This window comes from Kaistella jeonii (genome assembly GCF_000812865.1).
GTDB classification, from domain to species: Bacteria; Bacteroidota; Bacteroidia; order Flavobacteriales; family Weeksellaceae; genus Kaistella; species Kaistella jeonii.
This window is the reverse complement of sequence record NZ_JSYL01000003.1, coordinates 170,490-185,996: the sequence shown is the minus strand read 5'-3', so window position 1 is coordinate 185,996 and position 15,507 is coordinate 170,490. Positions and strand designations below refer to the sequence as shown.

The 15,507-nt window shown below is 34.2% G+C and carries 19 protein-coding genes and 1 pseudogene; 9 read left to right on the top strand and 11 right to left on the bottom strand.

The window, feature by feature from the left end:
- Positions 1-22 precede the first annotated feature (22 nt).
- The 5 genes from OA86_RS07350 to OA86_RS07330 all read left to right on the top strand — a co-directional run bounded on the left by OA86_RS07350 (position 23) and on the right by OA86_RS07330 (position 2,359).
- Positions 23-403: a TraR/DksA family transcriptional regulator gene (locus tag OA86_RS07350; RefSeq protein WP_039351112.1), complete on the top strand. Its 381-nt coding sequence runs from the start codon at positions 23-25 to the stop codon at positions 401-403.
- Positions 404-486: 83 nt separating this feature from the next.
- Positions 487-729, top strand: coding sequence for a DUF6576 domain-containing protein (locus OA86_RS07345; protein ID WP_039351110.1), 243 nt, complete (start codon positions 487-489; stop codon positions 727-729).
- Between the two features lie 5 nt (positions 730-734).
- A complete protein-coding gene (locus tag OA86_RS07340) occupies positions 735-929 on the top strand; it encodes a DUF2683 family protein (RefSeq protein WP_039351108.1) in 195 nt (64 codons plus the stop codon).
- Entirely contained in the window at positions 929-1,567 is a 639-nt protein-coding gene (locus OA86_RS07335; protein ID WP_039351107.1) for a lipoprotein signal peptidase, read from the top strand. The genes OA86_RS07340 and OA86_RS07335 overlap by 1 nt, the downstream gene beginning before the upstream one ends.
- Positions 1,568-1,717: 150 nt before the next feature.
- Positions 1,718-2,359, top strand: coding sequence for a SanA/YdcF family protein (locus tag OA86_RS07330; protein WP_039351104.1), 642 nt, complete (start codon positions 1,718-1,720; stop codon positions 2,357-2,359).
- 75 nt (positions 2,360-2,434) lie between these two features.
- Here the strand turns inward: OA86_RS07330 and OA86_RS07325 are convergent, their stop codons facing one another.
- Positions 2,435-3,706 (bottom strand): T9SS type A sorting domain-containing protein, encoded by a 1,272-nt coding sequence (locus tag OA86_RS07325; protein WP_039351102.1) that lies wholly within the window; start codon positions 3,704-3,706, stop codon positions 2,435-2,437.
- Positions 3,707-3,980: 274 nt separating this feature from the next.
- Between OA86_RS07325 and OA86_RS07320 the strand changes: the two genes are divergently transcribed.
- From OA86_RS07320 to OA86_RS15305, 4 genes are all read left to right on the top strand, one after another.
- Positions 3,981-5,504: a helix-turn-helix domain-containing protein gene (locus tag OA86_RS07320; RefSeq protein ID WP_039351099.1), complete on the top strand. Its 1,524-nt coding sequence runs from the start codon at positions 3,981-3,983 to the stop codon at positions 5,502-5,504.
- 2 nt (positions 5,505-5,506) lie between these two features.
- The gene (locus OA86_RS07315; RefSeq protein ID WP_039351096.1) at positions 5,507-6,643 is read left to right on the top strand and encodes a tetratricopeptide repeat protein; all 1,137 of its coding nucleotides are present in this window, start codon (positions 5,507-5,509) and stop codon (positions 6,641-6,643) included.
- 65 nt (positions 6,644-6,708) lie between these two features.
- Positions 6,709-7,677 carry a tryptophan--tRNA ligase gene (gene trpS, locus OA86_RS07310; protein WP_039351092.1) on the top strand — a complete coding sequence of 323 codons (969 nt, stop codon included), beginning with the start codon at positions 6,709-6,711 and terminating at the stop codon, positions 7,675-7,677.
- Between the two features lie 100 nt (positions 7,678-7,777).
- Entirely contained in the window at positions 7,778-9,001 is a 1,224-nt protein-coding gene (locus OA86_RS15305; protein ID WP_052257435.1) for a LuxR C-terminal-related transcriptional regulator, read from the top strand.
- A gap of 477 nt (positions 9,002-9,478) precedes the next feature.
- Here the strand turns inward: OA86_RS15305 and OA86_RS07300 are convergent, their stop codons facing one another.
- From OA86_RS07300 to OA86_RS07275, 10 genes and pseudogenes are all read right to left on the bottom strand, one after another.
- Complete coding sequence (locus tag OA86_RS07300; protein WP_039351089.1) at positions 9,479-10,174, bottom strand: YjjG family noncanonical pyrimidine nucleotidase; 696 nt, start codon at positions 10,172-10,174, stop codon at positions 9,479-9,481.
- A 26-nt stretch (positions 10,175-10,200) separates the two neighbouring features.
- The gene (locus tag OA86_RS15975) at positions 10,201-10,335 is read right to left on the bottom strand and encodes a hypothetical protein (RefSeq protein ID WP_260241760.1); all 135 of its coding nucleotides are present in this window, start codon (positions 10,333-10,335) and stop codon (positions 10,201-10,203) included.
- Between the two features lie 45 nt (positions 10,336-10,380).
- Positions 10,381-10,974 (bottom strand): RNA polymerase sigma factor, encoded by a 594-nt coding sequence (locus OA86_RS07295; RefSeq protein WP_039351086.1) that lies wholly within the window; start codon positions 10,972-10,974, stop codon positions 10,381-10,383.
- A gap of 174 nt (positions 10,975-11,148) precedes the next feature.
- On the bottom strand, positions 11,149-11,640 hold the full coding sequence (locus tag OA86_RS07290; protein ID WP_039351084.1) for a hypothetical protein: 492 nt from the start codon (positions 11,638-11,640) through the stop codon (positions 11,149-11,151).
- An 82-nt stretch (positions 11,641-11,722) separates the two neighbouring features.
- A complete protein-coding gene (gene metK, locus OA86_RS07285; RefSeq protein WP_039351080.1) occupies positions 11,723-13,003 on the bottom strand; it encodes a methionine adenosyltransferase in 1,281 nt (426 codons plus the stop codon).
- A 243-nt stretch (positions 13,004-13,246) separates the two neighbouring features.
- Positions 13,247-13,330, bottom strand: a pseudogene (locus tag OA86_RS16175) (hypothetical protein); the annotation flags it as partial.
- 12 nt (positions 13,331-13,342) lie between these two features.
- Complete coding sequence (locus tag OA86_RS15300) at positions 13,343-13,612, bottom strand: hypothetical protein (protein WP_126340479.1); 270 nt, start codon at positions 13,610-13,612, stop codon at positions 13,343-13,345.
- Entirely contained in the window at positions 13,575-13,712 is a 138-nt protein-coding gene (locus tag OA86_RS15665) for a hypothetical protein (RefSeq protein ID WP_156127375.1), read from the bottom strand. The genes OA86_RS15300 and OA86_RS15665 overlap by 38 nt, the downstream gene beginning before the upstream one ends.
- Positions 13,713-13,985, bottom strand: a complete 273-nt coding sequence (locus OA86_RS15295; RefSeq protein WP_052257433.1) for a hypothetical protein — start codon at positions 13,983-13,985, stop codon at positions 13,713-13,715.
- A gap of 504 nt (positions 13,986-14,489) precedes the next feature.
- Positions 14,490-15,452 carry a LysR substrate-binding domain-containing protein gene (locus OA86_RS07275; protein ID WP_039351077.1) on the bottom strand — a complete coding sequence of 321 codons (963 nt, stop codon included), beginning with the start codon at positions 15,450-15,452 and terminating at the stop codon, positions 14,490-14,492.
- Positions 15,453-15,507 lie beyond the last annotated feature (55 nt).

Sequence of the window (15,507 nt, the reverse complement as noted above, 5' to 3'; positions counted from 1 at the left end):
ATTACTAAAAAAATAAAAAACTATGTCAGAAGAAAGACAACGATACAGCGACGCCGATCTGGTTGAATTTAAAGAACTCATACAGGCGAAAATAGTAAAAGCAGAAAGAGATCTGTTTCTGGTTAGAGAGAGCTTTATCAACGATCAAAATAACGGTACAGATGATACTTCACCTACTTTCAAAGCTTTTGAAGAAGGCGCAGAAACATTGAGCAAAGAGCAGAACGCAATTTTGGCCGGAAGACAGGAGAAATTCTTGCGCGAGTTGAAAAATGCGTTGATCCGCATCGAAAATAAAACGTACGGAATTTGCAGATCAACAGGAAAACTCATTGGTAAAGACCGATTGAGAGCTGTTCCTCACGCAACATTAAGCATCGAAGCGAAGAATATGCAACGGTAATCTACCTTCTTAAAATGAAATAATGTGCAAAGTATAAAGTATATTTCTATACCCTATACTTTGTGCATTTATATTTTAAATTCATGAATACAGTCCTTATTTTACTCGCAGTCGCAGTTGTTTTCGCCTATTTTTTTCGAAAGGATATCAAAGAAAAGATCATTCCCAATAAAGAAAAAAATTACACGATGGACGATCAGTATAATTCTGACAAGAAAGACCGCGAAAACGAAATTGACAAAATCCTCAGCAAAATGGGGAAAAACGGAGTGAACGATCTTTCCAGAGAAGATCAAAAACGACTCGACGAACTCTCAAAAAAATAATTTAAATGGAAGCATTAATTGTACATCCCAAAAATCAAATGGAACTGAACGCATTAAAAGATGTGATGAAAGACATGGGAATCAGATATGAAAAATTTCACACCAGAAATACCAAAACGCAACCTTTTTTAACAAAAACTGCGGTAAAAAAAGATAAACCGGTAAGAAATTTCAAAGACAAACCAAAGAGCGGCGAATAATGAAGAAAATAGCATTAATTACTTTTATCATTTTATTTATCGATCAAGCTTCGAAATTTTATATTAAAACCCATTTCAATCTTGGCGAAAGCACTCCAGTTTTTCCGGGATTTAAATTGACTTTTGTTGAAAATCCAGGCATGGCTTATGGATTTCATTTCGGCGGTCTGCTTGGAAAATATTTTCTGGTGATCGTACGAATCGCGCTCATCGGTTTTATGATCTATCTTTTTAGAAAATGGCTCAAAGAAGGGCAATCGAATTATCTCATGATTCCAATGGCGATTATTTTCGCCGGAGCAATCGGTAATCTGATCGATGGAATGTTCTACGGAATGATCTTCGACAGCGGAACCGTTTACGACGAAAGTATTGAAAGATGGATCGACTACGGCGGAGTTTCCAAAGTGGTTGCATTCGGAAGCGGTTATTCTACTTTTATGAAAGGTTGCGTTGTCGACATGCTTCATTTCCCTTTGGTAGACTGGAATGTTCCTGAAAGCTGGCCAGTAATTGGCGGAAAACACATCGAATTCTTTAAATATATTTTTAATGTTGCCGATTCTGCGATTACCGTTGGAGCAGCTTTATTGATCATCTTTAGAAAGAAAGCATTTCCAAACGGATTTGATTTTTAAGATTTATTTGGGCAGCTTTTTCCACCCTCCGTTCCCGCTTTTTTTATCGGTGCATTCGACTTCGCTCAGTTACCAATAAAAAAGAGCTCCACTCAGGTTGGGCTGCAGATTATCGCTTCGAAATCAAATTTTGTTTACGAATTACCATTCATGAAAAAAATAAAAATCTTTGTATTGGTCGCCTTTTTTGTGTTCCTAATTGTAGGGATTTTTACTTACTGGTGCAATTTCACCATCGATAGTGAAACCGAAGATCAGGTAACTTCCAATCTCGGCAACTTACCAAAAGAAAAAACCGGACTTTTATTAGGAACAAGCAAAACTCTGGCAAGTGGAAAGCCAAATGCCTACTTTTTCAATAGAATTACTGCGGCAGTTGAACTTTATAAAGCAGGGAAAATTAAAAATATCATTGTGAGCGGAGACAATTCCCAAAAAAACTACAATGAGCCGGAAGACATGAAGATAGAACTCATCAAACAGGGAATTCCAGCCGAGAAAATCTTTGAAGATTTTGCCGGATTTAGAACTTTGGATTCTGTCGTTCGGGCAAAAGAGATTTTCGGGCAACAATCATTTATTATTATTTCTCAGCGTTTCCATAACGAACGAGCGGTCTATCTGGCTCAAAAAAACGGTATCGAAGCTTTTGGTTACAACGCAGAAGACGTGAATCAATATGCTGGTTTAAAAACCAATCTTCGCGAATATCTGGCGCGCGTAAAAGTTTTCTGGGATTTTTTGTTTGGCGTAGAACCCAAATTTGGCGGCGAGAAGATCACCATTCCTTAAAAATCTAATTATATATATAAAAAAATATCCGCCAAACTTAATTGGCGGATATTTTTTTGTGATATTATCGACTGCTTATTTTTTAAGCAATTTAATCGTTTCAGACTGCGTTTCTGTTTTTACTTTCAAAAGATAAGCACCTTTTGTCAATTTAGAAACATCTAAACCATCTTTCGAAACTTTATCAGCAGAAAGAATTTTCTGTCCGACCATATTATAAATTTCTACACCCGACACTTTATCAGCCTTTGTTAAATGTAAAATATTCTGTACCGGATTTGGATAAACTGCAACTTTGGTAGTATTTACGGCACTTGTTCCAAGAGCAGTAGGAAGTTTGATCACGAAGCCTCTTGCTTCATCATTTGCAACACCAATTCCAACAATATATTTACCGTTTGGTGAAATTCCTAAGGGAAGAGAAAAATTCATTCCCATATCATCTAAACCTAAACTTGCAACATAATCATTGAGGTTAACGCGGCCCGTTTCTTTGGTGTAAATAAAACCTTCACCCAAAAGTGCAGGACCAAATGGTCTGAAATATCCGATTACGGTTTTACCATCATCGGTAATACCTGATGCTCCACCACTGTAATCAGGATTTGGATGCGTTATTTTTGTATATCCATCAGTAACATTCCAAACAAAAGGATTGTCAAGCGTAAAGCCAGCAATGGTATTACCATCTGGTGTCACGACAACAGCTTCTCCTGTAGGAAGGTTATTTTCATCTTTTAAAGCGATTTGAACGCCATTTTTCCAGTAAACACCTTCTCTGTCGCCGTACTCATTATCCTGCCATCCAACAACAACAGTTCCATCTGAATTAATAGAATTCGCTCGTGAACTTCTGCTTGTCACCGTACTTCCCAGATCAACTATTCCTGTAGATTGAGACCACTTAATTGCATGTCCTACAGAAACACTTACATAACCTAAACCAACTACGGCTGAACCATCATCTGACATTCCCCAAGCTGTACTTAATGTGGGAGATGACACGGCATTAAGACCACCGAGAAAAGTCCATGTATTAGTAAGAACATTGAAACGACCCATTTCATCTAATCCATTTGCTGGATTGGTCATGGTTCCCGAAATATATTTTCCGTCTGAAGAAACATTCGTCCAACCAGAAATAAAATCCCCACTCGTTAATTCCCCGATATTGACAGAACCTTCACCTTCAGTCCATTTTACCTGATAAGCATTATACACATTTCCTACAGCAACACCTGTATTTGAAACATCAGTCATCTGTGCATATTCTCCAGTGTCATAAACTTGTGCTTGCGCAACATTCAACCCTACAAAGAAAAGAGCTGCAACGTAAAAATTTTTCATAATATCTTTTTTATTTTTGATTATTTCAAATTTAAAACAAAATTACTCCCACTTATAAAAATGCTGTTGCATAATTCATGAATTTCAAAAATATTGAGTTTTATAAATATTGATAATCAAAACGTTATCGAATCAGCGTACTGCTAATTTTCAGAGCCAACAATTAGAATGCACGTAATTTTCGATGATTAAATGCTTTTTAATTAGACCAAAAATCATTTACAAACGCTGTATTAAAAATTAATTTAAGTTCAAAATTGAGTATTTTTGCGTGATGCGTAATTTCTGGACAATATTCTTTATCGTTCTTTCAAGTTCGGGTATTCTGTGGGCACAAAGTTCATCAGATCTGAAATTGCGCGTGCAAAACAGTTTTATCAAATTATACGAAAATCCAGATGTTGCCATTCGTGCTGCTAAAGAAATTCGGGACGAAGGAGATCAAACCATCATCAAAGATATTTTGACGAAAGCTTATCTGTTGAAAGGCGATTATCTGGAATCTGTTCGCAGCGCTTTTGAAAAATCAGATCTGCGCAATTCTCATCAGAACTTACTCAGAAGTTTGGTGATCTCGCGGGAATTTTATCATTTAAATCTTTATGAACAAACCTCTAAAATAATTTCACCCTTAGTTTCTGGAAAAAGTAAATCTAAAAATCCGGAAAAAGACGATGTTTTATTTGCGCAGCTTTTTCAGTTACAAGCTAAAAATTTCATTGCACTCCAAGAATTAGACAAAGCACAGAAAAGCTTAAATCAAAGTTCAGAATTTGCTAAAAATATTGGGATTACCTTCGACTTAATTTTAAAGGAAAATGAATTACTTACTGCACGAATTTTATCAGAAAAAGGCCAAATAAAAGAAGCTTGGAAGGTCGCAGATGAACTACTGAAAAGTTTAGATAAATTTCCACGAGCAGTTTATCTTCGCTCTTTAACCCAGCAATTTCGGGCCAGCTTGTATTTTGAAGATCAAAAATATGAGGAAGCCGCTGCATGTTTACAGGATGCTTTATTGCCCATCGAGCAAATTGGTTACGAGCCTTTAAAAAATAGTATTTACGCAGATTTAACCAAAAATTATCTCGTCATCAAAAAAAATGACGAGTATGGAATTTATAAGAAAAAGCTGAGTGAAAGCAGTAAATTTTTAGAAGCTCAAAAAAAGGAAGCACGACGGGATCTCATCCAACTCAGCACCGAACTAAATTCTGATAATAATAAGTTAATAAAACAGAAAAAGACCACACAACTACTCTATTTCGTTGGAATCTCGCTCATGATTCTCGCCGTTTTTATTTACCTCTACGTAAGAGAAATTCAAAAAGACAAAACACTTGCGAGACAGATTAAATTTTTCGAATCGCTTAATATTCCGAGCGAAATCATTGTAGAAAAAATCAAGGAAAAAGATCCGTCGAAAAAGCAACTGCTTATTCCAAAGCAAACCGAAAACGAAATTCTGGAAGGTTTGCAACAGTTTGAAGAATCTAAAAAATATCTGGATAACAAGATGTCACTGGCAATTTTATCGGCTCATCTGGAAACCAACACGAAATATGTTTCAGAGATCATCAATAAATATAAAGACAAAAACTTTAATACTTATATCAATGAGCTGCGTATAAAACACGTGATTCAATTATTATCTGAAGACCGCTCTTACCTGCAATATAAAATAAGCTACATCGCCGAAATTGGTGGATTTACTTCTCACAGTGCTTTTACCAATATTTTTAAATCAGTTACGGGAATGTCGCCGCAAGAATACATGCAAACTTTACGAAAAGACTAAACATGAGATTATTTAAAATTTCTTTTCTGTTTTTTCTATTCTGGTCTGTAAATTTTACAGCTCAAAAAAATAATGATTCCTTGAGAAAAAGGGCGTATTCGGTTATTTATGAACAACCTGATGAAACCATTTCAATCGCATTGAAGTTGCTTAAAGAAGAAAAGAAAGTTGATGAAGTTGCACATCTTTACATGTTGCTTTCTAATGCTTACATCGCGAAAAGAAATAATGACAGTTCTCTCTTTTATATATTAAAGGCTGCAGATCTTATTAACAAAGAAGCTTTACCGACGACGAAAATTAAAATTCTGAATTCAGTTGCTGTTCAATACCAACAAATGGAACTGTATGGCAAAGCGCTGGAAACCTTGGATCAGTCGCTTCAATTGACTGAACAATTAGAGGCGAATGATAAAGACCGCCTTTTCAATGCGGGATTTAATTATGCGGTTCGAGGCATGATTTACCGCAATCAGTCGAATCCTGATCTGGCTTTGGAGAAATTTAAAATGGCGGCAGTCAATTTTCAAAAACTCAGTTTAGACCGAAAATCTGCTGCAAACTTAAGCATCATTTACTACAATATTGGTTACTGTTACATCGACTTATCTCAGTTGAAACAAGCTTCAGAAAATTTTGACAAGTCGGAGGATTACGCAAAAATTGCAAAGGCAAAAAGTCTGGAAGCTTACTCATTAAAGGGAAAAGGTGAAACTTTATTTTTGACGCAGGATTATTCTTCTTCGCTCCAGACGCTTTATCTGGCAGAAGAAATGGCTTTGCCAGTGGGAGATCTGGTTCTAAACGAAGGACTTTATAAACTGATCGCCGATAATAACTTGGTTCTCAATAATTTTGAGAAATTTCAGAATTATAATAATAAATATCTCGCAGTTCAAAAAACTTTGGAGCAGAACGAACTGAAATCTCTCAATAGATATCTGGACACCCAGAGTTTGGAGGAGCAAAATACTAATACTTTGACCAACAAACAGTTTAGACTGTACCAAATCATTACTGCTTTAGTAAGTTTGCTTTTAGTTGCTTTTATCACTAAGAAAATTTATTCCCTCAAGAAAAGGAATCGTCGCCAAAGAAAAATGATAGAAACACTGACCAAAGTTAAAAAAGTTCTTTAAAGAAAGTGAACTTGGTTGGCAAAGAAGCATTTGTTTCGTATTTTTGCGCCAAATCAGATTACAAAATGTCCAGAATACTTACGGGAATCCAAGCAACAGGAACTCCACATTTAGGAAATTTACTTGGTGCGATCATCCCTGCCATCGAACTTTCGAAAAAAGCAGAAAACGAATCATTTTTGTTTATCGCAAATTTGCACTCTTTAACCTTGATTAAAGATGCCAAAGTTCTTAAACAAAACACTTATGAAACTGCTGCAGCATGGATTGCTTGCGGTTTAGATACTGAGAAAACTTTTTTTTACAGACAAAGTGATATTGCAGAAGTTTGCGAACTATCCTGGTATTTGTCGTGTTTCTTTCCTTATCAAAGATTAACCTTAGCGCATTCATTTAAAGATAAAGCAGATCGTTTAGACGATGTAAACGCAGGATTATTTACGTATCCGGTTTTGATGGCTGCAGATATTTTACTGTATAATGCAGAAGTAGTTCCTGTTGGGAAAGATCAGTTGCAGCATTTAGAAATGGCGCGAGATATTGGTGCGAGATTTAATCATCAAATGGGTGAAGTTTTCGTGCTGCCAAAAGCAGAGTTGCAGGAAGACACAAAATATGTTCCCGGAACTGATGGGCAGAAAATGTCGAAATCAAGAGGAAATATCATTAATATTTTCTTAACGGAAAAAGAACTGAAAAAGCAAGTTATGGGAATCGAAACGGATTCTAAATCTTTGGAAGAAGCGAAAGATCCTGCAACCGACAAAGTTTTTGCATTATATGAATTGATTGGAACTCCGGAACAAACCGCAGTTTTAAGAGAAAAATATTTAGGTGGGAATTTTGGGTACGGTCACGCTAAAACGGAATTGTTGAATTTAATTTTGACTCGATTCTCAAAAGAAAGAGAACTCTTCAATTATTACATGAATAATTTACCAGAATTAGAGGAGAAATTGAATGAAGGCGCAGTAAAAACGAAAGCTATCGCAGCGCAAACTCTGGCCAAGGTTCGGGAAAGTCTGGGTGTTTGATCCCAATTTTTCTTCAGGATTAGAGCTAATTTTCTAATAAAAGTAAAGTTATTTTCGTGAAAAATTTATAAAATTAAGTTCACATTTTCCTTAAACCCTCATGAATAAATCACTTATATTTTTTATCTTTTTTTTTGGAATTTTAAATTCGCAGCATTTAAATCTAAAAGAAATTGAAAAGGAAGTTCAGCAAAACAACAGAGTCGGCAAACATTTAACCTCCCAGAAACAGCTAATGAAACTGTTGGAGGAGGAAAATTGCACTATGGAGGAACAGGCAAAAATAAATTTGTTGTTGGCAACTACTTTTAGAAGCATCGATGATTATGGTAGTTCCATCAACTACTTGAAAAAATCCCAGAAAGCAGCGGAAAATCTAAGCACTAATGATTCTTTGAAGATGAATATTGCTGCGGAAATGGCTTTTACGTACTTCGATAATCGTGATTATGATTCAGCCGAAAAAATCATCAAAAATATTACCGAAAAAAAATATGTCAATTTAAAATTGACCGATAAAGCATATATAATCATGCAAATCGGTTATATTAATTATTTGAAAAAAAATTATCGTGTCGCGGAATTACAATATTTAGAAGCTCTGGGAATTTTGAAAAAAAATTCAACCTGCAATCAACCTGTTGTAATGGTAAAGCAAATGCAACTTTACGCCAAACTAAAAATTTTCGACAAAGTTGATCAAGTATATGAAGATGTCATGACACTTGCCGACTCCTGCAAAATCATTAAATATAAAATTTACGCCACAGAGGAGATTAAGAATATTTATGTAGGTAAAAATAACCAGCAGAAGGTATTTTTATATGGCGCAAGATTAGACTCTTTGAATTTGAAGTATAACCGAGATCACAACCTCTCGGAAATGCATTTGAAAAACCAGACTTCTTTGGAAGAAGAAAATGAATCGGAAAAAAGTTCTCGTTTCCTATTTATACTTTTAGCTTTTTTCCTGGGTTTATTATTGATGATCTTAGGAATCTACTATTTTCGCAGATCGAAATTGCATAAGAAAGAAACGATTGTTTTTGAAGATGAAATAAAAAGAATCAAGGAAGAATTAAAACTTTATTCTACCATGCAATTTTCCCAAAATCAGATGGAAAATGATATTTTAAATTCTTCCCAACTCAATAGGCGACAAAAAGAACTTTTGCAAATGGTTTCGGAAGGATTATCGAACAAAGAAATTGCGGAAAAACTTTCGATCACAGAGGCGACGGTGAAGTATCACCTGAGAAACATCTATGCAATTTTAGATATTAAAAACCGAAAAGATATATTGGCAAAACTGTCAAAAAAATAAATTTTTTCCTCCATTTTTAAATACTTGTATTTTTCTCTTTTTAAAGAAAAAATCCCAAAATAAATATGAAAATAGATTCATATTTTTATTTACAAGTCAATAATATTGATTTTCAATTAATTACATAATTATAATTATTGTCTTTACAAAAAGACTAACCTTAAGGTTAGCGCTTTCCGCGAACCATTTTCTCATATTTGCCTATCATTAAAACTTATAATTATTATAAGGAAATTATTATCCGTAGCAAGTTGCATTTCCAATATTAGCATTTGCCCAAAGATATTAAAGAGGTAGATAATGCAATTAGAACTGAAATATCTGATCAGATTCCAAACCAAAATAGTAATTATGGAAATTACAGGAGGTTTTATGAAAATACTGGAACGCTGTAAACTTTAAAATTCAGTAAATAATTTTCCAAATAAACACAAAAGATGGAAAAAGGAAGACGGTGCCGAAAGGTGCCGTTTTTTTTTATAAAAAGTCTTTAAGCTCTTTTAATTTTTTGATGACTTTCACGTCTTCTGCTTCGAAATTATCATTAAAAACATCAAAGAAAACTACTTTTAAACCAAAAGATTTTCCGCCTTCAACATCAGCGATCCAGTCGTCGCCAATCATCATTGATTCTTCAATTTTTGCCTCAGCTTTTTTTAAAGCGTAATCATAAACTTCGGGTTGTGGTTTGCGGATGTTAATTTCATCGGCACTTGTGATGGTTTGAAAATAATTCTTGATTCCCGAAAGTTCACATTTTTTAAAAGTAACTTCCTTAAAACCATTCGAAAGAATATGGAGTTTATATTTTTTCTCGGAAAGATATTCTAAGATTTCAAAGGCACCTTCTACCAAATCATTATAATTCAGAATCTCATCGAGGAATTGAGTTTCGAAGGTTTGAGAAAGTTCAAAATCATCAATTCCGAAAAAGACGAAAGTATCGTAAAAACGATGTTCACGCAGATATTCCTTATCGATTTCTCCATCACGAATTTGCTCCCAAAGCCTTTCGTTGATTGTAAAATATTCGGTGTGGAATTCTTCAAAATCAAGATTGTATCTTTCCGATACCTGTTCTTTCTTAAAGATTTCTTTCAAAGTGAGATAGGCATTTCTGCGGTGATCCCATAAAGTATTGTCGAGGTCAAAAAAAATGTGCTGAATTTTCATACAGCACAAATTTAAATAAATTAAGGTTAATTTTGGGAAACAATCTGATTTTTAGTTCTGGTTTTCAAAACTGCAATACTTTTGGAATAACTCAAGAGAAAATCGATTGTTTGTCTTTTTGGTTTCAAAAGGTTTTCGTTTAAAGTGTCATTTTTTTTCATAGGCGAAACTTTTATTTCCCTAAAAACGAAACTTTAATTTAATTATTATGAACGAGTTAAAATAATCTTATGTTCTTCCATTATTTTTCGCAAATTGATCAAGGCATAACGAACTCTTCCCAATGTTGTATTGATACTTGTATCGGTTTGATCTGCAATTTCTTTGAAACTTAAACCATCAAAAAAGCGTAATTTGATCACTTCTTGTTGATTTTCAGGTAAATAAACCAGCATCTTCATGAGATCTTCCTGAATTTGCTGACTAATTAATCGCTCCTCAATGTTTTCTTCTTTTTCTGAAATTAAATCGAATATTGAAAACTCATCATTTTCATAAGTCGTTTCAGAAACTTTCACATGTTTAGATTTCAACCGGAAATGGTCAATAATTAGATTATATGCAATTCTTTTTGCCCAAAGGATAAATTTACCTTCTTCATTATATCGCCCCTCTTTCAAAGTGACAATAATTTTCATAAAAGTATCCTGGAAAATATCGTTGGCCAGATCTTCATCCATCAACTTAAAGAATATAAAGGAAAAAAGATCTTTTTGATGTCTCTTGATCAAAATAGGAAGTGTTCGTTCGTTTCCGTTCCTAAATTCAGAGATTAACCAGCTATCTGTTTGTGTCGTCATAACTCACTTCTGTTTTTTACCCCGAGTATTACACCAAATATTTTATTCGGGCTTTTGATTTCGGTTTCTTTTAAAGAAGTATAGTTTTAATCGATAGAACTGTTTTTGTTGGAGTGGTAAAAGTAGTAAAAAAGTTAATACTCTGTTAAAATATTTTAAATATTTACAAAAAATTTACTTTTTCGTTAAATCACGCAATAAAACAAGCGGTATGTTGAGAGTAAAATTAATATTCAAACCCTTTAATTCTTTCCCATTTATTCCCTTTTTATCAATTGGGAAAGCGTAACCTGCGGTTAAATCAATAAGTCCAAAAAGCGTGACGCCAATTTTTGGAGCGGCGTATTTGGTAGTAACTTCTGCTCCTGCTAAAAAATAATAGGAATGATATAAATCGACGTTTCTTTCAAAATTAATTAAAATATCTCCTTGAAATTTCGGCATAATGGCAAACTCACTGTTCGCAACTCCCATCAAAGCAGAAGCACCGATTCTGTAAATAACATCATCTGTTTTCAGGAAAAGCAAACGACCGCCTACCTCACCAAAACTCTGATTTTGATAGGCGTAACCGACATGAATCATTTTGTGCATGGTATATTGTGCCTTGACAAAACTCGTGGAAAACATCATTAGAAAAAGGGAGAAAAAAAGAATTTTCTTCATAGGGGAAATTTATTCTGTGCGTAAAGTTAAAAAAAAACTGCTTTATCGTTTTGGATAAAGCAGTTTAATTATTTTAAGAAAATTAAAGTCCAAATTCTTTTTTAATTTCATCGACTTTATCTAGTTTTTCCCAGGTGAAAAATTCTAAATCTTTTATAACCAGATCTTCTCCATTTGCTTTTCTGAAAGTTTTATCAGCAATATAAGGTTCTCTTCCCATGTGTCCATAAGAAGCAGTTTCCTGATAAATAGGATTTCTCAATTTCAGATTTTGCTCAATTGCGTATGGTCTCAAATCGAAAATCTTCTTAATTCTTTCAGAAAGTTCACCGTCATTGATATCCAGTTTTGAAGTTCCGTAAGTATTGATATACAAACCACAAGGTTCAGCAACACCGATCGCGTAAGAAACCTGAACCAAAATTTCGTCTGCAACTCCTGCAGCAACCAGGTTTTTGGCAATATGACGAACTGCATAAGCTGCACTTCTATCAACTTTAGAAGGATCTTTTCCAGAGAAAGCTCCACCACCGTGTGCACCTTTTCCACCGTAGGTATCTACGATAATTTTACGACCTGTTAAACCTGTATCTCCGTGTGGACCACCGATCACAAATTTCCCGGTTGGATTAATGTGGTATTTGATCTTATCGTTGAAAAGATCTTGAATATCTTTCTTTTGATTCGCTTTTACTTTTGGAATCAAAATTTCGATCATGTCTTTTTCGATTTTTGCTGACATTGCTTCATCGCTTCCAAACTCATCATGTTGAGTAGAAACTACGATAGAATCGATTCTTACGGGTTTATGATCATCAGAATATTCGATGGTAACCTGAGATTTCGCGTCTGGACGAAGATATTTGATCGCATCATTTTCTCTTCTTAAAATCGCCAATTCTTTAAGAATAGTATGAGCAAGATCCAATGCTAATGGCATATAATTATCGGTTTCGTTGGTTGCGTAACCAAACATCATTCCCTGATCTCCTGCTCCCTGACTGTTTGCTTTAGTTTCAAAATCATCAGTTGCTGAATTCCGGTCAACACCTTGATTAATATCGGAAGACTGCTCATGGATACAAGAAATTACCCCACAAGAATCACCATTAAACATGTATTCTCCTTTGGTATAACCAATTCCGTTGATCACTTTTCTGGCAATATCCTGTACATCAAGATAAGCAGTAGATTTTACTTCTCCCGCCAAAACTACTTGTCCGGTTGTAACTAATGTTTCACACGCAACTTTTGAATTGGGATCATTTGCAAGAAAATTATCGATGAGCGCATCAGATATTTGATCCGCGATTTTATCAGGATGTCCTTCTGATACAGATTCAGACGTAAATAAATATGACATATTTCTTTTGTTTTTTAAAAAATTAATTTTAAAGAAAAACGAAGTGATTACAAAAGAAACTAAAATAGAAATTCTGTTTTAGCAATTTTTTATGGAGGTTGCAATCAGTTCAAATTTTTCCTCGTGAAGTATTCGAGTGCAAAACTATAAAAAGGAAATGGAATCTAAAAACATTTTGAAGTATATTTAAATTCCATTTCTATAATTGTAAAAAGCTAAGTGTTTGTGTAGGTTTCAGTAAAACTAATTTTTCATAAATCGCACTGTTTTCGTCCGACCTTCTATATTAAGGATTAAAACATAAATCCCGTTAGAAAGATTTCTAACATCAACCTGATTTCAATTAGTAACAGATTTTGAAATCATTCTTTCTGAAGCATCAATAATTGAGTATTCTATATTTTTCCCAGTATATCCTTTAAAATAAAGGAAATCTGAACTCGGATTCGGATAAAAAATAAATTCTAAGGTCGAAACATTTGGAATATTTAAATTACTGGATAAAGCCAGCCAAATTACAGCGTTGAGTAATAAAGGTTTGTGACTTCCATTCGCTTCTCCTGTATAACCGTTATAAAAGTGTATTTCCTGAATTTCCGCTTCCATCATCGGGAATCGAACTGTCACCAAGAGCGACAACTTTTCCCGCTCCATAATTTGCCATTGAAACAAGTGTATTCGTGTTGCCAGAAGTTTCTGTAGTAAACATTCAACCTTTTACCGAAGAATTTTTCGTAGGATCAAAAGTCATCGTAGTTCCATTGGAAAGTTGAATCTGCGAAGGATTTCCAGCAGTCCCGTGCAGAAGAGGATTTGCTGGTTGGTTTGCAAGGTTTGTATAAGTTCCCGATATATTTTTAAGGTCAAAAGTAATTCCGAAAGGATTTGACATCACCGTATTATTTGTCATTAAATCATTCCATATTGCAGGAGAATCCCATCCATCTCTATTTCTATCAATCATTGTATGATCAATGATCATGAAAGTCAACCTCCATTTTTCACAAAATTTACAATCGCATTACTTTCTGCAACTGTAAATTTGGTATTGGGTTCATCTACGACATAAACTTTATAATTTTGATAAATCCTGAGCATTGGTTCCATCACCATAAGTGATTTTCCCAGTTGTAGGAAACGTTTCTAAAATAGAATTTGCATTGGTCTTAACAAGATCAATCCCCATGCACTTAACGCACCTTTCTAATAAGTTTCAGGCGTTGAAGAAGTGATATTGCTTTGTGCCGGAGTTGGATTTTTTTGTGCAGTTCCCCACCATCGGAATCAATGATCCAGTCTGCATTTTCGATCATTTCAGCCTTAGTGTTATCAAATAAAATCTTTTGGGAATTGAATAAATTTAAACAGAATAATAAAATAAGTACAGTGTACTTTCTCATGATTTTTTAAAAATCAAGAATGCAAATGTAAATTAATTCTTTACTCCCATTCTGAGTTTTTAAAAAATTTTAATCCAATTTTAATTTTACTTAACGATTTGAGGCTTAACGTTGGCAAACGATTCCGGATCCTTATTAAAATTCAGTTTTTCTTGAAGAGCCTGTTTTACAAAAAGTACAAATTCATCAATGATTTTCTGTTTATAGGTTGGCTTATAATAAATGATGCTTATTTCCCGGTAAGGAAATGGTTTTCTAAATCTGGCGACTTTGTTCTTCTGCTCTTCAGATAATTGAATCATGCCTAATTCAGGTAGAATGCTGATTCCACCCACTTGATCAACCATTTGAATTAAAGTATTAATATTTGAAGCCGAAAATTCCAGATTACTCGGTTTCATAGAATTCTCTTTCAAATGGCAAATGTTTTCAAACTGTGTTCTCAAACAGTTCCCTTCCTCTAAAAGCCAAACTTTATCAACATTAATTTCTTCCGGAATCACAAAAGTATCTTCCTTCTTATTCAAAGAGGTTTCACTAGAATACAACATCAATTCTTCATTGAAAAGATGATCATGATAAAATTCGTTCGCCGCATCATAAGGAGTAGAAATAATTCCCGCATCTAATTCACCCGCTTTCAGAGCTTTTATAATGTTTTCGGTCGTCATTTCCTTTACGTTGAACTCAATCTTAGGATTTTTGCGTAGGAAATCGAAAATTTCGGAAGGCAAAATAAAACTGGAAACGGTTGGAATAATTCCTAAATTAACTTTCCCTGCCAAAACATTGTTCAGCAGACTCGCTTTATTGCGAAGTTCATTTACAGAATCTATAACTCTTTTCGCTTCCGTAATAATTTGAATACCAACATCAGTCGTACGAATCGGATGTGTAGTTCGATCAAAAATTTTCACATCGAGCTCATCCTCAAATTTTTGTATCATCGCGCTCAAAGTTGGTTGCGTAATAAAACACGCTTGAGCTGCCTTACCAAAATGTTTATATTTATCAACCGCGATAAGATACTCTAGTTGCTGAATGTTCATATAATTAATTTTATCTATTACAAATATACGACGTTATCCTGATTTATTAAATAAA

Excerpts from the sequence above, each read along its gene's own strand:
- OA86_RS07300 (WP_039351089.1), bottom strand. The coding sequence starts at position 10,174 with ATGAAAATTCAGCACATTTTTTTTGACCTCGACAATACTTTATGGGAT.
- OA86_RS07335 (WP_039351107.1), top strand. The coding sequence starts at position 929 with ATGAAGAAAATAGCATTAATTACTTTTATCATTTTATTTATCGATCAA.
- metK (WP_039351080.1), bottom strand. The coding sequence starts at position 13,003 with ATGTCATATTTATTTACGTCTGAATCTGTATCAGAAGGACATCCTGAT.
- OA86_RS07295 (WP_039351086.1), bottom strand. The coding sequence starts at position 10,974 with ATGACGACACAAACAGATAGCTGGTTAATCTCTGAATTTAGGAACGGA.
- OA86_RS07290 (WP_039351084.1), bottom strand. The coding sequence starts at position 11,640 with ATGAAGAAAATTCTTTTTTTCTCCCTTTTTCTAATGATGTTTTCCACG.
- OA86_RS15300 (WP_126340479.1), bottom strand. The coding sequence starts at position 13,612 with ATGATGGAAGCGGAAATTCAGGAAATACACTTTTATAACGGTTATACA.
- OA86_RS07350 (WP_039351112.1), top strand. The coding sequence starts at position 23 with ATGTCAGAAGAAAGACAACGATACAGCGACGCCGATCTGGTTGAATTT.
- OA86_RS15295 (WP_052257433.1), bottom strand. The coding sequence starts at position 13,985 with ATGATCATTGATCATACAATGATTGATAGAAATAGAGATGGATGGGAT.
- OA86_RS07320 (WP_039351099.1), top strand. The coding sequence starts at position 3,981 with ATGCGTAATTTCTGGACAATATTCTTTATCGTTCTTTCAAGTTCGGGT.
- OA86_RS07315 (WP_039351096.1), top strand. The coding sequence starts at position 5,507 with ATGAGATTATTTAAAATTTCTTTTCTGTTTTTTCTATTCTGGTCTGTA.
- OA86_RS07325 (WP_039351102.1), bottom strand. The coding sequence starts at position 3,706 with ATGAAAAATTTTTACGTTGCAGCTCTTTTCTTTGTAGGGTTGAATGTT.
- OA86_RS07340 (WP_039351108.1), top strand. The coding sequence starts at position 735 with ATGGAAGCATTAATTGTACATCCCAAAAATCAAATGGAACTGAACGCA.
- OA86_RS07330 (WP_039351104.1), top strand. The coding sequence starts at position 1,718 with ATGAAAAAAATAAAAATCTTTGTATTGGTCGCCTTTTTTGTGTTCCTA.
- trpS (WP_039351092.1), top strand. The coding sequence starts at position 6,709 with ATGTCCAGAATACTTACGGGAATCCAAGCAACAGGAACTCCACATTTA.
- OA86_RS15305 (WP_052257435.1), top strand. The coding sequence starts at position 7,778 with ATGAATAAATCACTTATATTTTTTATCTTTTTTTTTGGAATTTTAAAT.
- OA86_RS15665 (WP_156127375.1), bottom strand. The coding sequence starts at position 13,712 with ATGTTTACTACAGAAACTTCTGGCAACACGAATACACTTGTTTCAATG.
- OA86_RS07275 (WP_039351077.1), bottom strand. The coding sequence starts at position 15,452 with ATGAACATTCAGCAACTAGAGTATCTTATCGCGGTTGATAAATATAAA.
- OA86_RS07345 (WP_039351110.1), top strand. The coding sequence starts at position 487 with ATGAATACAGTCCTTATTTTACTCGCAGTCGCAGTTGTTTTCGCCTAT.
- OA86_RS15975 (WP_260241760.1), bottom strand. The coding sequence starts at position 10,335 with ATGAAAAAAAATGACACTTTAAACGAAAACCTTTTGAAACCAAAAAGA.